This window comes from Vibrio sp. (assembly GCF_984391705.1).
The window spans coordinates 12,928-32,449 of the sequence record NZ_CFHWOM010000001.1 but is presented as its reverse complement, the minus strand read 5'-3'; the positions used below and the strand labels follow the sequence as shown (position 1 = coordinate 32,449).

Annotated in this window: 20 protein-coding genes; 11 read left to right on the top strand and 9 right to left on the bottom strand. The window is 45.8% G+C overall.

Annotated features, from left to right (window positions below; translation table 11 throughout):
- Positions 1-56 precede the first annotated feature (56 nt).
- From AC4MRV_RS00160 to AC4MRV_RS00150, 3 genes are all read right to left on the bottom strand, one after another.
- Positions 57-524 carry a GNAT family N-acetyltransferase gene (locus tag AC4MRV_RS00160; protein WP_491185395.1) on the bottom strand — a complete coding sequence of 156 codons (468 nt, stop codon included), beginning with the start codon at positions 522-524 and terminating at the stop codon, positions 57-59.
- Between the two features lie 197 nt (positions 525-721).
- Complete coding sequence (locus AC4MRV_RS00155; protein ID WP_491185394.1) at positions 722-2,569, bottom strand: M3 family metallopeptidase; 1,848 nt, start codon at positions 2,567-2,569, stop codon at positions 722-724.
- 218 nt (positions 2,570-2,787) lie between these two features.
- Positions 2,788-3,639: an SMP-30/gluconolactonase/LRE family protein gene (locus tag AC4MRV_RS00150; RefSeq protein ID WP_491185393.1), complete on the bottom strand. Its 852-nt coding sequence runs from the start codon at positions 3,637-3,639 to the stop codon at positions 2,788-2,790.
- Positions 3,640-3,932: 293 nt separating this feature from the next.
- Here AC4MRV_RS00150 and AC4MRV_RS00145 point away from each other — a divergent pair, with 293 nt between their 5' ends.
- Positions 3,933-4,547, top strand: a complete 615-nt coding sequence (locus AC4MRV_RS00145) for a TetR/AcrR family transcriptional regulator (protein ID WP_491185392.1) — start codon at positions 3,933-3,935, stop codon at positions 4,545-4,547.
- A gap of 34 nt (positions 4,548-4,581) precedes the next feature.
- Here AC4MRV_RS00145 and AC4MRV_RS00140 read toward each other — a convergent pair whose 3' ends face one another.
- The 3 genes from AC4MRV_RS00140 to AC4MRV_RS00130 all read right to left on the bottom strand — a co-directional run bounded on the left by AC4MRV_RS00140 (position 4,582) and on the right by AC4MRV_RS00130 (position 6,235).
- Positions 4,582-5,217 carry a phosphoenolpyruvate synthase gene (locus tag AC4MRV_RS00140; protein WP_491185391.1) on the bottom strand — a complete coding sequence of 212 codons (636 nt, stop codon included), beginning with the start codon at positions 5,215-5,217 and terminating at the stop codon, positions 4,582-4,584.
- Positions 5,218-5,384: 167 nt separating this feature from the next.
- The gene (locus tag AC4MRV_RS00135; RefSeq protein ID WP_491185390.1) at positions 5,385-5,567 is read right to left on the bottom strand and encodes a hypothetical protein; all 183 of its coding nucleotides are present in this window, start codon (positions 5,565-5,567) and stop codon (positions 5,385-5,387) included.
- A 2-nt stretch (positions 5,568-5,569) separates the two neighbouring features.
- On the bottom strand, positions 5,570-6,235 hold the full coding sequence (locus tag AC4MRV_RS00130) for an SDR family NAD(P)-dependent oxidoreductase (RefSeq protein ID WP_491185389.1): 666 nt from the start codon (positions 6,233-6,235) through the stop codon (positions 5,570-5,572).
- A gap of 162 nt (positions 6,236-6,397) precedes the next feature.
- Here AC4MRV_RS00130 and AC4MRV_RS00125 point away from each other — a divergent pair, with 162 nt between their 5' ends.
- A complete protein-coding gene (locus tag AC4MRV_RS00125; protein WP_491185388.1) occupies positions 6,398-7,642 on the top strand; it encodes a DEAD/DEAH box helicase in 1,245 nt (414 codons plus the stop codon).
- A 190-nt stretch (positions 7,643-7,832) separates the two neighbouring features.
- Here AC4MRV_RS00125 and AC4MRV_RS00120 read toward each other — a convergent pair whose 3' ends face one another.
- Positions 7,833-8,171: a cytosolic protein gene (locus tag AC4MRV_RS00120; protein WP_491185387.1), complete on the bottom strand. Its 339-nt coding sequence runs from the start codon at positions 8,169-8,171 to the stop codon at positions 7,833-7,835.
- 335 nt (positions 8,172-8,506) lie between these two features.
- Here AC4MRV_RS00120 and AC4MRV_RS00115 point away from each other — a divergent pair, with 335 nt between their 5' ends.
- The 5 genes from AC4MRV_RS00115 (at position 8,507) to AC4MRV_RS00095 (ending at position 13,684) form a co-directional block, all read left to right on the top strand.
- Positions 8,507-9,271, top strand: coding sequence for a helix-turn-helix domain-containing protein (locus AC4MRV_RS00115; RefSeq protein WP_491185386.1), 765 nt, complete (start codon positions 8,507-8,509; stop codon positions 9,269-9,271).
- Positions 9,272-9,391: 120 nt separating this feature from the next.
- Positions 9,392-11,485 carry a VIT and vWA domain-containing protein gene (locus AC4MRV_RS00110; protein WP_491185385.1) on the top strand — a complete coding sequence of 698 codons (2,094 nt, stop codon included), beginning with the start codon at positions 9,392-9,394 and terminating at the stop codon, positions 11,483-11,485.
- Between the two features lie 228 nt (positions 11,486-11,713).
- Positions 11,714-12,292, top strand: a complete 579-nt coding sequence (locus AC4MRV_RS00105) for a hypothetical protein (RefSeq protein ID WP_491185384.1) — start codon at positions 11,714-11,716, stop codon at positions 12,290-12,292.
- Positions 12,293-12,424: 132 nt separating this feature from the next.
- Positions 12,425-13,261 (top strand): DUF6597 domain-containing transcriptional factor, encoded by an 837-nt coding sequence (locus AC4MRV_RS00100; protein ID WP_491185383.1) that lies wholly within the window; start codon positions 12,425-12,427, stop codon positions 13,259-13,261.
- Positions 13,262-13,288: 27 nt separating this feature from the next.
- Positions 13,289-13,684, top strand: coding sequence for a VOC family protein (locus AC4MRV_RS00095; protein WP_491185382.1), 396 nt, complete (start codon positions 13,289-13,291; stop codon positions 13,682-13,684).
- A gap of 68 nt (positions 13,685-13,752) precedes the next feature.
- Here AC4MRV_RS00095 and AC4MRV_RS00090 read toward each other — a convergent pair whose 3' ends face one another.
- Entirely contained in the window at positions 13,753-14,451 is a 699-nt protein-coding gene (locus tag AC4MRV_RS00090) for an MOSC domain-containing protein (RefSeq protein ID WP_491185381.1), read from the bottom strand.
- 84 nt (positions 14,452-14,535) lie between these two features.
- Here AC4MRV_RS00090 and AC4MRV_RS00085 point away from each other — a divergent pair, with 84 nt between their 5' ends.
- Positions 14,536-15,351, top strand: coding sequence for an AraC family transcriptional regulator (locus tag AC4MRV_RS00085; protein ID WP_491185380.1), 816 nt, complete (start codon positions 14,536-14,538; stop codon positions 15,349-15,351).
- A 23-nt stretch (positions 15,352-15,374) separates the two neighbouring features.
- Here AC4MRV_RS00085 and AC4MRV_RS00080 read toward each other — a convergent pair whose 3' ends face one another.
- Positions 15,375-15,857: an Lrp/AsnC family transcriptional regulator gene (locus AC4MRV_RS00080; RefSeq protein ID WP_491185379.1), complete on the bottom strand. Its 483-nt coding sequence runs from the start codon at positions 15,855-15,857 to the stop codon at positions 15,375-15,377.
- A gap of 121 nt (positions 15,858-15,978) precedes the next feature.
- Between AC4MRV_RS00080 and AC4MRV_RS00075 the strand changes: the two genes are divergently transcribed.
- The 3 genes from AC4MRV_RS00075 (at position 15,979) to AC4MRV_RS00065 (ending at position 19,509) form a co-directional block, all read left to right on the top strand.
- Positions 15,979-16,578 carry a LysE family translocator gene (locus AC4MRV_RS00075; RefSeq protein ID WP_491185378.1) on the top strand — a complete coding sequence of 200 codons (600 nt, stop codon included), beginning with the start codon at positions 15,979-15,981 and terminating at the stop codon, positions 16,576-16,578.
- A gap of 202 nt (positions 16,579-16,780) precedes the next feature.
- Positions 16,781-18,166, top strand: coding sequence for a TldD/PmbA family protein (locus AC4MRV_RS00070; RefSeq protein ID WP_491185377.1), 1,386 nt, complete (start codon positions 16,781-16,783; stop codon positions 18,164-18,166).
- Positions 18,166-19,509, top strand: a complete 1,344-nt coding sequence (locus AC4MRV_RS00065) for a TldD/PmbA family protein (RefSeq protein WP_491185376.1) — start codon at positions 18,166-18,168, stop codon at positions 19,507-19,509. The genes AC4MRV_RS00070 and AC4MRV_RS00065 overlap by 1 nt, the downstream gene beginning before the upstream one ends.
- Positions 19,510-19,522: the final 13 nt, after the last annotated feature.

Sequence of the window (19,522 nt, the reverse complement as noted above, 5' to 3'; positions counted from 1 at the left end):
TGCGGCCTGACAACTAAAGGTGTGGTGAGTAAACCGCGAGGTTTGAAAAATTGCAGTTAAGTCACTACTTTTTCCATCACGACACAATCTAAACTTACTCCCCTCGGAGAGTGATAGGTCGAGATTTCCTCCCCTTGAAATCCGCAAGCGCGGTAGAAAGGAGCGGCATTGAGAGTTGCCTCTAGGACCATTTTTTCTAATTTGTGTTCTTTAGCCATTTGTTCAAGAAAAGTGAGCATTTTCTTTGCAGCACCTAAACCGAAATATGGCGGATCGACAAAAATAGCGTCAACCATGCCCGTTTCGGTATTGAGTTTGCCACAGCCCGCAATTTTGCCTTCAATCTCAGAAACGTAGAATGTGGCGACAATATCGTCTTTCAGCTTTTCAGACACGCCACCCTGCGTCCAAAGGGCAAGTTGCTCTGGTTGATAGTGGTTTGCGCAATTGGTAAGGATGGAGCGCTGGCGCAAGTCATAGATAGGTTGGACATCAGATGCATTAGCTTTGCGGATTTCAATCATGCGTTCCTCCTTGAATAGCGATTGATGCAATGTATTGCTTGTACGGATAATGACATGTTGGCGACGTTCTACAAGCTTATTTTATAAAAATCATAGAGTTGTAGTATTTTGTCTGGTAACGAGTCGGTAAGTGATGGCTAGCTGAGTAACAAAAAGGCCGCTAGTACGGCGGCCTTTGATGAGTAATGAGTGTAGGCTTAGCAGCCGTAGGTTTCTTTGATGTAGGCTTCAAATTGATCGCACATCGCTTCATCTGACACCTGGTTACTCGCCAACTCTTTACTGCCATCGACGACTTTAATCGTCGCATTCAAAGAGGCAACTTCAGCCTGCTGGCGCGTCGCTAAAGCCGCAATTTTTTCTTGTTGCGCTGCCCAGGCTTGTTCTGAGGATAGGTTACACGCATCAGCTAAGTACTTAGCGTTAAATCCTTCGCCTGTTAAACTCACAATGGTTTCATTATGAGATAGCTGGTTACCAGAGTGCCAGTAATGCTCGGCAAGCAGTGGACCAATGGCTGGGTTGTCGGTTAGGTAGCCAAATTTATCGAGGAAGTAAGCACGAGTTTGGTATACCGCCATATGAGCCAGCAGATAACCATGGTAAGCACAAGCCGCTTCATCTGACACTAAATGAGGGATTGCCATCAGTGGGCGAGGGCTGCACTCTAGACCTAAGATCTGCTTTTCGCACTGGCGTGCTAGAGCTGTGATACGCTCAGGCGTTAGCTCTTCATCGCTCAGTTGATACAGAGCGCGCTCAAAGTAAGGTACAACCAAGATGCTTCGCTCGGAAAATGCGGCGAATGGTTGGCGACTGCTGATCATCGCTTTGATTACGTCATCTGGCACTGGGTTGCCTTCGGCATCAAGTGCATACTGTTTTAGCCAATCTGCATCGTTGAGCAAGCTATCACAGAACATGGATTGCGTTTCTGCGTAAGCCATTGACGTTGGCGCAAACTCTTGCGAGAAACATGGCGCGTTCATCTTCACATTGGCAAAGTGCGCCGCGTGGCCGCCTTCGTGGAATAAAGTGTTAATACCTGAGTAACCGCTACCCACCTGATCGGGTTTAGCATTACTAGTAAAGTTAACTTTGGCTGCAATCCACTCTTTTTGGTCATAAAACGAAGGGATAGGACCATGGCAGAATCCATTCGGGTACTTACCTTTTCTGTCGAGTAGATCCAGTGTCAGCTCTGCGCCAGAGTAGGCAATATTAAGACGACCGAAAGACTCAACCCAGCGGCGAAGAGATTTTGAGAATGGCACATACGGGTCTAGGTCACGCATTGCATCCCCAGAATAAGAGAACACAAAGTTGTGGCCAGTCAGCGCATTATCGCCTTTTTCTTTCGCCAGGTTGGCGAGGCTCGCGAGGTTAGTGTCACGGGTGCGAACTTCGAAGTCATCCAGAATGGCAAAGAGCTCATCTGATGTCATCTTCTCAGTTTTAACTACTGAGTAATCAAAGAAAGTCGCGTAACCCAAAGAGCGAGCAAATTGATTACGTAGCTTGATAAGCTCAATGAAGCCATTTTGCAGTAGCCACTGCTCTAAACCTAGAAGAGCTTGGTGAGCAGATTGACGAGTCGACTCGTGGTTATTGGTACGAATTGTTGATGCCAATACTGGTAATGAACCTTCAACTTGTTGGCCATCTTCATCCGTAAACGTTAGTACGTGGTTCTGCTTTCTTTCAAACAGACCTGCCTCAAACTCAATTAACTCATTTTTTAGCGCTTGGGCTTCATCACCTTCAATGGCATGAGCTTGAAAAGTGTTCAACCAGCCTTTTAGGCCCGTTTGCGTTGCTTGTTTCTCTTCTGCGTCGGCAATTGATTCTGAGGCTTCTAATTGCTGCTTGATTTCAGCGATCTGCTGAGCGTTACTAAGAAAACTCGTCCATGCAGTTTGTGCTTTAGTTGAACCTTCATGGTCATCACTAATGCCCATGTAAGTATCCCAAAAGAAGTCTTCTTTGCTGCGATGAATGGTGAGGTAACGTTGGTTGAGATCGTTGAGATAATCTGTAGCGGTCATTTGGTTCCTTCAAATGGTTGCGATAAAAACAGGTCATTATCGCACGCTTTGTCGCATGAGAGGAGTAAAGAGCAACATTGTCCGGAGCATCAAGTTGTAAATTCAATTCTACGAAGTCGTTATCATTTTGTTGAGAATAAGACCTATTCTAAAGCTAGCTACAACAGTCACTAAGGCTTAGTGACCCCACATAGAGCATGCTATGTGGGGTGATTTGTTTACAGGCTGATATTGCGAAAGACCAAAATTTCTCCTTCCAAAGCCATTGGTACAAAGAGGCGATAAGTGGACTGAGAGTAGTACACATCTCCGGCACCGCGAGGGAGGTCAATCAGCATGCTGGATTGGCCACTGGTTGATACAGAGTAAATCGTGCCTCGTTTCCAGTCTGACACAATCAGATCACCACGATTATCGATCTGCAAGCCATCCAAGTTCCCCAAAGGCTGTTGAGTTATCGGAGTAATAGATTGGCTTTTCGGGTCAATTCTTAACACTCGACCTTTAGGTGCCTTTAGAGGGTTACCATCGTTGAAATAACCCCACGCTGATACATAGAGCTGGCCATCAATAAATTTGAGGCCATTGGGGTTCTCCAGTTTTGGGGATTCCATCCAGCTCGAAATCTGATTATTTGAGTATTTATAAATGGCGGAAGTAAACATATCAGAGACATAGACGTCTCCTGCATCGTCAATGGCCACGTCATTCAAAAACTCCGCGTTTTCAGCGCGGTGCTTAATGATATTGCCATTGGTCAAATTCACCTCGACCAGATTCTCCATATCCCCTACGAACAGTCGCTCTCCTTTTATAGCAATGCCTTTCGGGTTTTCTAAGCCACGAGCAACGGTTGCAATGAATTTAAAATCTTCATTCAACGCGACAATTGAGCCGTCGCCAGGCTCACCACCAGCTTGCAAAGATACAAAGTAAACCTGTTTGGCTTCGTCATACACGATTGACTCTGCTCCAGGTAAGTTAGGAATACTCTGGATAAATTGAGGTTCAGCAAAGGCAGCTTGGCTCATAGCAAGAGTACTAAGAGCAGCGATTAGATGTTTTCTCATTATATTTCCTTATTGAATGTTGTGTTTGGATAACAGATGGCAATGGTAGGGAAAATGATATTGTTGATATATACGATGTTGATCAAATTACTGTTGTTATATAGAAACAATAATTTAAAGGTGTTTTAAGGAAACCACGCTCATAAGAGATAGGGGTAATCACCGAATATAGAGAAATTACACTGTAAATCGCTTTAAACTTTAAAGTGAACTCGCCTTTTCAGCCTCTGTGCTTTGTCATCGCTAAGAGTTTGTTTACTATGTAGGTTGAGTGAGGGTTATAGGGATTGAACATGTCACGAATTAGACAGAAAAATCAGGATTTGATTATTGAGGTTGCAAGTGAGCAATTTGCGACTCATGGTTATGCGGCAACAAAAATGGTGGACATAGCCAACGCTGCCGAGATCCCTAAAGCGAATGTGTTCTACTACTTCAGCTCGAAAGATAAGCTCTATTACGCTGTTTTACAGACGGTAACTCAGCCTTTGCTTGAAGCGTCTAAACCCATTGAAGAGTTGAGCGACCCAGTTGAAGCTCTCAGCCAATATATTCAAGCTAAGTTGCGTATTTCTCAGGATCATCCTCATGCGTCTAAAGTGTTTGCAAACGAAGTGATGTCTGGTGCGAAAGCACTGCCAACAGACATCGGAGCGGAGCTATTCAAGCAATCTCAGATGATCATCGATAAATTCTCGACATGGTCGCAACAGGGCTTAATGACTGATGTACCTGCTCATCACTTGATGTTTACGATTTGGGCGGCAACTCAGACCTATGCGGATTTTGGTTGGCAGATCTGTAATGTGATGCAGAAAGAGCGACTTGATGGTGAAGACTACCAACAAGCAGCTGAGTTTCTAACTCAACTTATCATCCAAGGTTGCGGTGTAAAGAGTCATTCGTAAACAGCGCAGCCCCTTTGTATGATGCTCCCTGTGACTACTCAAACCTTCCCCAAACGGCGAGTGGACCAAGTGGCTTAAAGCCCCATGTGTCTAGAGAGTTCACTTCCTGTTCGTCACCATAACCAACAATTGGTGTGTCTGGATAGAGCGTGCTGATGTGAGACAGCAAACACGAGATCAGGGATTTATCTCCCCATAAATTGTAAATACCCAGCGATTGACCATCGAAGAATGTGGTTATCCCTGACCGTTTGTCATCATGTTCTACGGAGAAGAAACGGACAGTATCGTTCTCTAAAAACGAAGGGGTAAAAATGGCGGCAAAATTCTCTTCACCTCGCCAAGCTTGCTCCCAGTCGGAGAGAGATTCAGAGTCTGTAGCTTCGTTGATCTTTAGGTTACTGGCGAAAGGCGTGAACGTTTCTTGAGTTGGGCTTGCCATGTACCACTGGGCTTCAAATAATTTAATGAAGCTCTGCTCTTCGAGCGCCAAATTGGCGAAAGAATCTTTTATGAAATGCGTTCCCTGGGTTGGCAAGGCTTGGAGTAAGCTATCCGACTTTAGATCGGCAGAGAGCGTGATTGTATTTGGAAAGAAGGTTGGCATTGGTTCTATTGATTGCCACCATGCGTTATGTAAATCAAAGGACACACCGTGAAGTTTCGCCACGGTTTGGCACCACCGAAGATTGTTTATTAGTGCTTTTTCTAATTGAAGATCCAAATTTAGGTTTCTCTTTGAATTGATTGTTTGTCCATTGGTTGAGGTTGTACCAGCTTAGGCATTCGTTAAGTGCGACGTCTTTTAGACTGTCTTTCGTTTCCGCGTTTATAATTTCATGTGGCGCGAGCCATGAGCTGCTGCTGTTTTTCGGTGCTCGCCCCAGAGACTTTGATAACAAAATCTTTAGCCGCTTTGCCTCTTAATACAGTGACGACGTGTCCATCTCTGCGGATGTGTACGTTATCCGCATTCTGCTGATAGCTAAACCCCAGAGAATGGTTAGGTGAATCGCTCATGCTTAACCTCTATTGACCGTAATATCGGAGACATAGCCATTACCAAGGTTTGTTAAAGCGCCTGAAATCATCTCAGCGGCATCTTTCGCATCAATAAAGTTTTCTGTGTCGAGCGCTTTCCCGCTGGTGGGCCAAAAATCGGTTGCCATTCCACCAGGGTAGACAGCGATGAGTTTCATTGGCTTACCTTTTAGCTCTAAACGCACTGATTCGACGAAGCCTTTGACTGCCCATTTAACGGCGCAATACGTTGACTCTTGCGCTTTTGGTTGCTGTGCAGCCGTCGACATGATGATAACCAGATTAACCGGTTTATCTTGGTAACGCTTGACGGATTCTCTCACTACATTGATAGCAGAGGTGAGGTTGTTCTGAATCAACTGCTCAATGGCTTCTGGTTGTTGAGCTTGCAGCAAACCAAAGTAGCCACTGCCAGCACAATGGATAATGGTTGTCGGAGTTTCGTCGACTTGATCGAAAAGGGAAGAGACATCGGCGGCATTAGCGAGGTCACAGGTTTGATGTTTTGTGTCGGCCTTAATGTTTTGGAGAACATTTGCGAGTTTCTGTTCGCTGCGTCCTGTTAGGAACAAATCTAAACCTTGTGCGTCATACACTCTGGCTAATTCTGCACCAAGACCACTGCTTGCGCCGGTGATTACTATCATATTATTCTCCGAACCAAATTCTTTAACGGCTTTAGGGTAGCGCTCGATGATATACTCTCTGTGTCGTGATGCCTGTGAGCAAAGCCTCTATCTCGGCATCTGATAATGTGGTGATGTCACCGCATTCGTTAGCCAGTTAACTCTTATCTAGGAATCTATTCGATGTCTTTTTCTTCCTTATCTCTGATCCCAGAGCTTGTTCAAGCGCTCCCGCAGGAGATTGCCAAACCGACCGATATCCAGGCTTTGGTGATTCCGCATTTATTGGAAGAGAAAGACGTATTAGCGCAGGCCAATACTGGCAGTGGTAAAACACTCGCTTACGTATTGCCACTGTTGCAGTGCCTGTTGCCAGATCCTACGCAACAAGCTCTAATCTTAGTGCCAACTCGCGAGTTGGCATTCCAAGTCAATGATTCGGTCAGTAAGATCACTCAGCCGCTTGGTTTGAGCTCTGTGGTATTGTGCGGTGGCGTTGATAAAGCGCAGCAGCAAGCTGAATTGGCGCTTCGCCCTAATGTACTGATTGCGACGACAGGGCGACTCATGGATCTGCTGAGCTGTGAAGAGTTTTCTCTCAAGCACATTAAGACGTTAGTCTTGGATGAGGCGGACCGTTTATTGGATATGGGCTTTTGGCCAGATGTACAAGCGATTGCGGAAAAGCTACCCGTGCGAAGACAAACAGCGATGTTCTCTGCCACGTTCTCTGATGCATTAAAACAAAAAGCGAATGCTTTGATGAATACGCCTGTCGCGTTAACGGCTCACCAAGAAAACAGCACCAATAAAGATATTGCGGAGACGCTCTATTTGGTCAATAAAGGCAGTAAAGCGAAAGCGCTAATCGAGTTGATTAAACAAAGCTGCTGGTCTCAAGCATTGGTATTTATTGGTGCAAAAGAGAATGCCGATAGCTTGGCGAAAAAGCTCAATAAAGCCGCAATTGCGACCAGTGCTTTGCATGGCAATAAGAGCCAATCTGAGCGTGAAGAGACGCTAGAGCAGTTCAAATCAGGTCAGACAAAAGTGCTGATTGCCACAGATTTACTCGCGCGTGGTATTCACATCGAACAACTTCCGGTTGTCATTAACTTTGAATTGCCAATGCACGCTGAAACCTATGTGCATCGAGTAGGGCGAACTGCGCGCGCTGGGGAGCAGGGTGTGGCGATATCGCTGGTTTGCCATGGAGAAACAGAGGCGCTGAATGCGATCCGTAACCTGACTCAGCGCGAGCTACCCGTTCAAGGCTTAGAAGGCTTTCCTGTGACCGATAAACCATCAACAGGCGAGAGCAAACGTGCTCCACGTGATAAAAAAGCCAACCGCCGAACCAATAACAAAAAAAGCGTTAAACAGTTCCAGAGTAAGGCGAAGCGCTCGGCTTCTCGCACAAAGAAATGAGCTTACAAGTTATCTGGCTTACCTTGATAGTTTAATTTTTCGTGTGTTGTTAACCCGTCACCCTAAATAGGTTAGCTGAGATAACTTATCTTAGAGTGATGGGTAAGTGTGGATGCGATCTGCAAACCTGTATTCGCTCTATTCACTGCCAAGGATACGGATTTGTCGGTTGCAACTGAGCGAGTGTTTGTTAATCCAATCGTGTAATAAATGTTTGCTCGTCATCCACAAAAGCCACAAAACCTCCGTGGTAGATAAACACCCGACCACGACCTTCTACTAGGCAAGCAAGTTGTGGGTTCAAATCTTCTTCGTTTTGCTTGCTTTGAAAGGTGCCGGTATCGGTGATTACGCCGTCGAGTATAGGTAGATACCCATAAGTGCGCTTGGCTTGATCAATTAGGCTCAATTCGCTGGCGGTAGAGAAGCAAGAAGGAATCGCTCCGGCATCTTCTATAAACATAGTTTTCAGTTCTTCAAATGCGGTAATCACTAGCCAGTCGATACCGTTAACATGGTGGATAAACATAAAGTTTCTCGATAATTCTGATGCGGAGATTCTATCACTATCAGCGGTAGAGCGTAGTAGAGATTTCGTTGCTAAAGACGGTCATTCTGTACCGTTTTCGGACATGTGTTTCCCCTATCGGATGTACCTTCGAATTGAGATAAGGCTTGGCAAACATGCATGCGCACTAATAAAGTGTGAGCTGTGCGTATGAATGAAGCGAAGATACTCGAATATTTAGCTGACAGAGATGAGATTACTAGAGAAACTCTTGGCCTAGCTATTTGTAAATACCATGATTCAGATACTATTTACGGTTTCCGCTTAAAGTTAATTGGTTAATCAAGGAGAGAGGAATGTCAGAGTGTGATCAGGTCATTCAGGCGTTGAAGAAGCAGTTGAAATCACAGGGTGTGAATTATCAGGATGTCGCAAAAGCACTGGATTTGAGTGAAGGTTCGGTGAAGCGTCTTTTTTCAAACGGTGGCAGCATGAGCCTTGAGCGTTTGTCTGCTGTGTGTAATCTGATTGATCTGGACATGGCGGCATTGTTTAAATTTGCCGAAGAAGAGAGTCAGAACCTTTCTTCATTGACCTGGGAGCAGGAAAAACAGTTAGTAGCGGATAAGGCGTTATTGCTCGTCGCTGTTTGTATCACTAATGGTTATCGTTTTGAGCAGATCTTAAGTCAATACAATCTCAGTGAGCCTCAATTGATTCAAAAACTGGCGCATCTTGATCGCATTAAAGTGATTGAGTTGATGCCTGCTAATCGAATCAAACTCAAGATCTCTTCCTCGTTTTCGTGGATTTCTGGAGGGCCAATTCAGCAGTTCTTCCAGCAACAAGTAATAAAAACCTTCTTCCACACACACTTCTCCAAAAATGACGAGAAATTAGTGATGTCGACCGGGCTGATGTCTATACCTACCAATTACAAGTTCCAACAGCGTATTCAGCGTTTAGTGAAAGAGTTTTATGAATCGTGCGATAGCGACAGCGAGTTATCAATGGAAGAGCGGCATGGTACCTCGATGGTGATCGCAATGCGTCGCTGGACCTTCCCGCTGTTTGATGAATTCGAAATAGGGGACGACACAACGAAAAGTCGCGTCGGATAATACCCGCAGTATTATTGTTTGCTACTTTGCTTGCAGAGCTTTGTAGTCCTTCAGCCTTCATGCAACCTACTGAGCAGCCGGAGAAAGACTCTCTGATGACAGAAGGTAAAGGAGGCAATAATGCTGAACCGACTGAAAATGAATTCACAAATCGCCATCTGGGGCGTTGTGCTTGTCACTATGCTTATCGCTACGTTTGCACCAAAGGCGCTAGCGGCCGGATTACTCAAACCTGTTAACAGCCAATATAAAGACCTTCAGATCGAATCCCACCATGTTGATGTTGCGATTCAGGACGGATACGCGACCACGTCGATTGAACAGACATTCTACAACCCTAATGACACAGAGTTGGAAGCTTTGTACTCGTTCCCTGTTCCTCAAAAAGCGGTTGTCGGCGAGTTTATCTATTGGATTAACGGCTCGCCGGTCATTGCAGAGGCGGTCTCCAAAGAAAAAGCGCGTAAGATTTACAACGATCAAAAAGCGCAAGGCAACGCCACAGCACTGACCGAAAAAGATCAATACAAAACGTTTGATATTCGGGTGTATCCAGTGCAGCCGCAACAGAGTGTGAAGGTGAAGCTGGTATACATGCAAGATGCCTTGTTAGACCATGGCATTGGACGTTATGTCTACCCGCTTGAAGAAGGCGGGGTGGATGAAGCCAAGAACAGTTTTTGGACTCGAAACGACAAAGTAGAACAGGATTTTTCTTTCAACGTGACATTACGTTCTGCTTATCCCGTTGATGATGTCAGGCTGCCAGCACACCCTGCGGCAATGATCACCCAGCAAGCGGATGGAGAACACACGACCTGGAAGGTAAACATCAGCAATCAAATCTCCAATACAGTGCAAGAGGGCGAGTCTGTGCAAACTGCTCATGCTTCTATGAGACTTGATCAGGACGTGGTTTTCTACTGGCGTTTGCAAGAAGGCTTACCGGGCCGTGTTGATATGGTGGCTTACCGTGACCCAGAATCATCTAAGCGCGGCACAGTGAAACTGACTTTTACACCAGGTGATGACCTGACTCGAGTAACACAAGGACGTGACTGGGTGTTTGTGTTGGACAAGTCTGGCTCTATGTCCGGTAAGTATTCGACGCTGGTGGAAGGTGTGCGCCAAGGCTTGGGCAAATTGCCTTCTGAAGACAGGTTCCGTGTCGTGATGTTCGACAGCTATACTTATGATTTAACAGGTGGTTTTGTTTCGGTTAACCCAACCAATGTCAGTAAAGCGTTGCAGTCAATTGAGCAAGTCGAGCCGAGCAATGGCACTGATCTCTACGAAGGCATGTCTGCCGCTATTCGCAAACTTGATGACGATCGCCCTACTGGTATTGTGCTAGTGACCGATGGCGTAGCCAACGTGGGAGTGACGGAAAAGCGCCGTTTCTTTGAGTTGATGGAAAATCATGATGTACGACTATTTACCTTCATCATGGGTAACAGCGCGAACACGCCGCTGCTAGTACCAATGACCAAATTATCGAATGGTGTGGCGATGTCGGTATCCAACGCTGATGACATTATCGGTCATCTTATGAGCATCACCAGCAAATTGACTCATCAGGCATACCGAAATATCCAGCTTGATATTGATGGCGTGAAAATTAAAGACCTGACGCCAGAGCAGATAAGCAGTTTGTATCGTGGTGAGCAACTGATCGTGTTTGGGCATTACTTCACAGGTGGAGAAGCAGATATCAAATTAACCATGGATATTGGTGGTGAATCTCGTGCATATCGCACCAAGGTAATGTTGCCAGATACCGCGACTGAGCATCCTGAACTTGAGAGAATGTGGGCGTTTTCAGCAATTCGAGATCTACAGGAGCAAATGGATTACCTGGAGCAAAAAGACAGCGACAAAGAGCAGGCGATTGAAGACATTGCATTGGAGTATGGACTGTTAACGGATTACACCTCTCTACTTGTGGTACAAGAAGATGTGTTCCAGCAACTGGGTATGGAGCGCAAGAACCAAGAGAGAGTACTGAAAGAACAACGCGTCCGCGAGATTAAACAGAACAAACCGGTGAAACCAACTCGCGCAGACAAGAATCAGCCTGCATTTACCCAGCCCTCCCCGACTTATTCTGGCGGTGGTAGTGGCGGCGGTGGTGGCAGTATGAACATTTTACTATTGCTGAGCATGATATTGCTCGGGGCTGGCCGAGTAGTCATGAGAAGAAGGCCGAACGAATAAAAGTACTCAATAACAGAAAGAGGCTGCGTGATGCCAGCCTCTTGCTTACAGGTCTTCGTGATTAAAACACATTACGAATTCGCAACTCTCAGGATGGTTCGTCACTGGAACCATCCGTCCCAAACGTATTTACTACAACCCTCCCTATTAGTTGGGTGTATTGAGATAACCCAAATAGGTTATATTTTCAATCTAATACGTTGATTCAATGGAATTTGGAATGGCTAAATGAACAAAACTGTTGCAGCCCTAGTTGGGTGTTTATTGTTGGCTGGATTTGTCCCTGAGGGTAACGCGAGAAACAAGGAAGATAAAATTGTGCTTTCAGAACAAGATCGCCAAGCCTTAGAGAGCGCATCAACCACCAAGGAGCAATTAACGTATCTGTATCAGAATTTTGAGCCTGTGCTAAATCGGGATGACACATTGAAAGGCGTTGATGCCGATGAAAATGGCATCAGAGATGATATCGATGAATTTATTAACGCATTGGTGATCCCAGAAAATGAGCGTGGCTTTTATCAGCAAAGTGCAAGGTATTTACAAACGGTATTTGACTACGACTACTCCGGGGGAACGGAAATAGATACGGAGATTGCACATGCACACGCAATGAAGTTTGAACCTGTCATTCACTGCATGGTGCAACTTAATCTAGTTTGGGATGATGCTAGTGACTCTCAGGACATGGTCTTTGCATTGACTTTAAATACAGAGTTAAGAAGCCAGCATTATGCATACTACAGCAAAGCATTGGATGGAACCGCTTTTGAAATAACAGAGCCTACAGGAGATGACTGTGAATAAAGGTATCTCGAACACTTTATCTATTACGTTTTTGTTCATCACCTCCGAGTTAACGTAATACTTAAAGATTCATCAAGCTACCTAATCAGAGTGCGTATAGCGAAGCCAGGCTAATCTCCTATACTGAAGCTTATGCTGATACCCGAACTTCAACCTCTCCAAGGTCAAGTACATAACAATCTCTACCAAACGTGGACGCCTCCACCGCCTTTGAGCCACTGGGTGCACTACTTTTGGCAACTAGATGTGCCGATGGGAGAGTACTTTTATAGAAGCGTGCCGGATAATTGCGTAGACCTGATTATTAGCCTGAATAACCTAGATGAGGCGATATTAGTGTCGCCATTTACCGAATCTATCATCTACCCAATTGTTGGGCCGACGCGCTATTTTGGTGTTCGGTTTCGACTGCTTGGCCAATATGCTCTATTTTCAGAGACGGTCGAGGAGTGGAGCCCAGTTGATCATCAATTGCCGATAAGAGAGTTGCTCTCACCTTTGTTCATTGAGCAGCTACAGGAATCGCTCTCTAACCATGAAGGGTTTCAACAAAACTGTGTGCGCTTAGCGCGAGTCATGTTGGATCATATCGACAGGCCAGTGATTGACCCTAGGGTGCTAAAGTTTGTTCGCTACTGCTATCAATCTCCTCGTCATTTTTCCTTAAAAGAATTAGCCGCCGATCAATTTGGGATTACCGACAGGCAGCTTAGGCGTCTGACGCAACAATATTTAGGGGTAAGCCCGAAAGCGTTTTTTCAGGTTGCGCGCTTTCAACATGTATTAAGAGCGTGGCAAGTCGAGCAAGACAAAATGGCGTGGGCGGATTGGTATTTTGATCAGTCCCATTTTTCTCGCGAATTTAGCCGCTTAGCAGGAATTTCACCGAACAAGTTTTCCGTTATGTCCGTTTTGTACAATAGAACATCTTCGCAATCGCGCATCATTCTCCCTAGCGATAACGTGTAACTCAGCATTGTCAGCAAGGAGAATACTATGATCGAGTTTAACGCGATGTTCCCTGTCATGGTGACGGAAAATCTAGCCCAAGTGAAAGCCTTCTATGAGACGTTTTTTGGCTTTGAGTCGGTATACTATCAGGAAGGCTTCTATTTGCATTTGGTCTCAATGGAAAGTGGTGTCCAACTGGGGTTCTTAGTTCCCAACCACCCCTTTCAACCAGAGTTTTTGCATCGAATTATGGACCCGAATGGCTATGTGATCAGCTTAGAGGTCAAAGATGCCGCGAAAGCCTATACACAGGCGCAAGAGTTTAATATGACTATCTCTATGCCTTTAAAAGAAGAGGCGTGGGGGCAGATTCATTTTATGGTTGAAGACCCGTCAGGTATCAACATTGATATTGTTCAGCACCAAGCGGTGGCGGAGTAGATTGGAACCTTAATAGGTAGGTGATGGAAGCTCACCAGGCTGCGAGTCTCCATCACTACGCTCTTCACCTATCGTGGTTGGGCTGTCGGGCCAACCAAGCGTCGCTCCCATTCTTCAACTTCCCCTGTTTCTAGGCGACGTTCAATCAGTGCTCCCCACGATTCGACTAGTGGCAGTTCAGCCAGTTGACTCAGTTCTTGTTTGTCTAGGCTAGCTGTAAATACGGCTCCCATGATGCGAGATAGCGGCCAATCTGGATAAGGTCTCTCACACAGAAGAATTTCGTCACCAGCACCGATATCACCTTCTTCTAACACTCGGAAATACCAACCTGTTCGAAGTGTGTCTTGTACTCTTTTTGCCATATCGTGCTGGTCAAAGCGCACATTGAGCTTCCAGCAGGGCATACGGCCCTGGGAGACTTCCAATAAGGTAGAGCCAATGCGAATCTTATCTTTTAAGCAAATGGTTTCTTCTGTAACACCACTAGAACTTAGGTTTTCACCAAAGGCACCTGCAGATTGAAAAATCGCTTTTTTGCCAATATCTTGCTGCCAAGCAGGGTAGTGTTCACTAGGGTAAATATGAAGGGCTTTTTGAATGCCACCGTGAAAACGCGGGTCACCTTGTTCGTCGTGGGTAAACCCAAGCTCAGTCGCGTATTGACGTTCATCCACAATTTGCTTGTTGATGGCACTTTTCTCACCATGCGCAAAAGCCACCGTTTTTCCGGTCAATACGCTATTGATGACACCAATCTTATTCATATTCCTTCCTTTTCGGCTCAACCTAATCTGTAAATCATGATAGCCTAGCTAATCTTTGTCAGAATAGGGATGTAAAGACAGGTAATGAATCTAACCCGCCAAATTGACTCGCGATCCGGTGTCTTAACGTCAAATGATATGATGGCTGCTAACCCTCACTCTCCGGCACTGGTTAAGACCATCGATATGCCCAAAGGCTACATCGATGCGATGCATCAACATACCTGGCATCAAGTCATCTTCCCAATTAAAGGGCTGCTGCAAACAAAAACTGACTACTACCAGCATCTAGTGCCGCATACCTCTGCGCTGTTTGTGCCGGCGGGTATTCAGCATGAATCAATTGCTCTCAGCCACACCACATTTGTTGGTATCTACCTTAATCCCGCTTTTGGCACTGAATATGAGCATCAAGTGCGAACCATCACGCTGACGCCGTTCTTAAACGAGTTACTACAGGAGATACGTCGTCAATGTGAAGGAGTGGTGAGCAATGAGGAGGTATCGCGCTTGCTAGACGTACTGCATGATCAAATCATGAAAGATAACGTACAGACGTTTCAGTTGTTGTTACCAGAAGATAGGCGCTTAAAGCTGATATTCGAAGCACTGACCGACGCGCCAACATTAGACTTGTCACTCAAAGATTGGGGAGAAAAAGTGGGTGCATCTGAACGCACTTTATCGCGCTTGTTCTCCAAAGAATTCAACACATCGTTTCAGTTGTGGCGGCAACAAATTCGGCTAATTTATTCACTGTCTTTACTCGACGAAGAATTCTCTATCCAAAGTATTGCCGACCAAGTGGGCTATCAAAACGACTCTTCTTACATCAAAGCGTTTAAAGCGTATTTTGACGTCACCCCACAGCAGTTCCGCGTTAATGGTCGGCGTGGATGACGAGGGTCGCTGAATCTACGGCGCTACTCCAATGGCAATTTAAAGGTGCTTTTGATTTCTTTCACTGACACGTTGGATTGAATAGCGCTAACCCCTTTCACTCGTCTCATCGAGCTGATGCGTTCAAAATATTCATCGAGATCATGGGCAACCACTTGAACGATATAGTCTGCGCCGCCTGCAATGCAGTGGCACATTAGAATCCAATCGGCCTCAGCGACAAAGTCTTCAAAGGGCTCGGTGTTTTCGACTTCATGGCTGCCGAGGGTGACAAGCGTAAAACCAGAAACTTGAAAGCCAAGCTTTTTGCGATTTAGCTTGGCAGCGTACCCTTCAATGTAACCTTCTTCTTCCATTTTCTTCCAGCGACGCCAGCACGGGGTCTCACTTAAGTTCACTGTTTCGGCGAGTTTGGAGTTGCTCATACGGCCATCTTTCTGAATATGTTCAAGAATGGCGAAGTCGGTACTATCTAATTCAAAATTGGTGGATTCTTTCTTTTTCATGCTCTTTTTAGAAATAGCCTGCTCAAATTAACCTTTACTGTAGCGTACATAGCAATTTTATTTCTAGCCAAATCGTTAGACTGTTCTCCATATCAAAAAATTACTTATAGAGGAGAGAGGAATGAGTGCTCAATGGTTGGTGGCATTTTTGTTGTTTGCTGTATCTATTTCGTTGACGCCAGGGGCAGGAAATATTGCCTTGATTGGGCTTTCGAGTCGCTATGGCATTAAGGCAACGTTACCGTTCATTTTTGGTAGCGCAGTTGGGGTGATAGGAATTTTAGCAGGAGCGAGTATTGGCTTAGTCGGTTTATTTACTCTTTATCCTGACCTTTACAATGTACTTAAGTGGATTGGTGCCGCTTACTTGCTTTACATGGCTTGGGGTATTGCCAATATGGAGAGTTCAGGTGGTTCAAACACCAAAAAATCAGGTTTTTTATCAGGCATCTTGGTGCAGATTCTGAACCCTAAAAGCTGGGTTGCCTCGCTGACGGTGTTCTCGCAATTCGTCACACCTGACGCGCACTACCTATCTCAAGTTGTGTTTATTATCAGCGTTATGGTGGTGACGGGTGTTCTAGGCATGTTGGTTTGGGCCTGTTTTGGTTCGATGTTGAACCGAATGATTCAAACGCCTGAGAAAATGAGGCTGGTCAACCGCTGCTTTGGAGCAAGCTTGGTGTTAGTGGTATTGCTGATGCTTGGCCAAGCAAATTGAGAAGATCGTAACTTACTAATGTAAATCATCGCGACTCTCCTCATAAATTATAAAAAATATCAGGGGAGTTATTTTGCCAAAAAATGTTAAAATCTTGTGTATTGCTTATCCCCTTATATGAACTCAATTCCAGTCGGCTCAACCATCAAGAGCCAAATTTAAGGTGAGAAAAGCTAGGACGTTCTACAAGCAAGGAGATTTCATGCTTAATTCTGTAACGGCGAAAGCGGTGATCGATCATGCCCTTTTTCTAGGCGCTGATTTCGCAGAGCTATTCGTTGAGCACCACCAAACCAACACGGTCCAGATTGCTTCTGGAGAAGTGGATAAGGTTAACTCGGGTATTGATTTTGGTATCGGTATTCGTCTGTTCTTCGGTCTTAAAGTGCTATATGGCTACACAAACAGTACCGATGAAGCTGAGCTTAAACGCGTAACATCACTGTTAGCAGCGAAAGATAAACGCGAGCAGATCGCGACGGCGGGCTCTATCAACCTGAACCGTTACCCAGTGCAGCACGGTTGTCGTATGCCGCTGAGTAAAGACGCTAACCTAGATTCGAAAATCGCTTTCTTATTGCAAGCTGACAAAGCGGCCCGCGCTGAAAGTGAATACATTAGTCAGTTTATTGGTAGTGTGCTGCAGCGAGAGCAGCAGGTTTCTATCTTCAACTCTGAAGGACTGCACGTTGATGATACGCGTCATTACATTCGTGTGGCAGGTAATACGGTTGCCCAAAAGGGCAGTGAGCAATCTTCTGGCTCAGAGGGGCCGGGTGCATTGTCTGGTTGGGAATATAGCGATCAGTTAGATGCGCAAGAACTCGGGCAAACTATTGCTAGACAAGCGCTAGTTAAGCTTGGTGCAGATGCATGTCCATCAGGTGAAATGCCCGTAGTGATTGGCAACGGCTTTGGCGGTGTAATTTTCCACGAAGCGTGTGGTCACTTACTTGAAACCACCTCTGTTGCGAAGAAAGCGTCGGTGTTCCACGACAAGATGGGTGAGATGATTGCCCACAGTGCGGTGAACGCGGTAGATGATGGCACCATGACCAATGAGTGGGGCTCTATCCATGTTGATGATGAAGGTATGCCAACCCAGCGAACTCAATTGATTAAAGATGGTCAGTTGACCAGCTTCATGGTCGACAAAATGGGCGGTATGAAGACCGGTTATGAGCCAACAGGTTCTGGTCGTCGTCAAAACTACAAGTTTGCGCCAACGTCACGCATGCGTAACACCTTCATTGAAGAAGGGGAGCACTCACTTGATGATATGTTGGCAGGCATCGAGCGAGGTATCTACGCCAAGAAGATGGGCGGTGGCTCGGTTCAACCGGGCACGGGCGAATTCAATTTTGCTGTTCGCGAAGCCTATCTAATCGAAAATGGAAAAATCACTAAGCCTCTGAAAACAGCAACGCTCATCAGCACCGGACCAAAAGTGCTTAAAGAGATCAGCATGGTCGGCAAAGACATGGCGCTGGCACCAGGTATGTGTGGGTCAGTGAGTGGTTCAGTCCCGACCACAGTCGGTCAGCCAACGTTGAAAGTTGATAATATTTTGGTGGGAGGCGGTAACTAATGAGCCAAGAACAACAACTTCTAAATGCTGTTGATTACGTTCTATCAGAAGCGAAACGCCAAGGTGCAGAAGCCGACGTAATCGTAAGTGGTAGCAACAGCTTTTCTCTAAAAGCTAACCAAGGCCAATTGGACGAATATAAAGTCAGCTCTAGCCAAGTACTTGGTGTTCGTGTGGTAAAAGACGCGCGTGTAGCGACCAGCTATTCGGAGTCATTGGAACAATCAAGCTTGGACTTGATGCTAACAAACGCCCTGCAAAGCGCCCGTTTTTCTAAGCAAGATGAACACCAAGCAATTAGTTGTGTGGAGAGTAAAATTACCACGGATGTGGCTGAAATCGCACAACAAGACTCGACGTCTGCTGATGAGAAAATTGAGCTTTCTTTAGCGTTAGAACAAGGCGTTGTCTCTCGCCCGCATGCATCGAGTTCGCCATACAATGGTTACGGTGATAGTGAGAGTCGTACCATCATAGCCAATACGCAAGGGACATTGTGTCAACACTTTGAGCGAGCGTTCCATTGTTATGCCTACACCTTGTTTGAAAAGGATGGCAAGCAATCTATGGCGGGAAGAATGTCATTAGGTCGTCGTTTTGAAGAACTAGATTCAGCCTACTGCATTGAGCACGGTTACAACCTTGCTCGCGACCTTTTGGACGGCTCACCAGTAGCAACAGGTAACTACCCTGCTATTTTCCACATCAATGCACTTAGCAGCTTGTTTGGCGCATTTGGCAGCGCGTTCTCTGGTGTGAGTGCGATGAAAGGTATCACGCCTCTGGGTGACAAACTCGGTCAAGGTGTTGCCAGCGATCTGATCACATTAACGGATGCGGCATACATGCCTAATGGGATGGCAATCGCGAGTTTTGATAGTGAAGGCTTTGCGACTCAAGATAACGTGCTTATCGCTAACGGTCAGCTGAATACCCTATTGCATAATAGCCAAACGGCAAGTTACTTAGGTGCGATGTCAACGGCTAGTGCTGCTCGCGGAGCAAAATCGAGCCTTGATGTTGCCGCCAATCACAAGGTCATTGCGACAGGTCAAAGCAGTGCTTCAGAAGTAAAATCAGGCGAGTACCTAGAGCTTATTGAGCTACAGGGCGTTCACTCTGGGGCAGACGCGGTAAGCGGTGATTTCTCGTTTGGTGCGAGTGGTTTCTTGTGCCGCGATGGCCAGCGAGTGCAACCTGTGCGCGGTATTACAGTCGCAGGTAACTTCTACAAAATGCTGCAAGAAGTGGAAGCAGTCGGTGAGACTCAGCTTATCAATGATAGTCGTACCTTCTTTGCACCAGATGTCCGCTTTGCTCGTTTGAGCATTGGTGGTAAGTAATTAGCTAGATAGG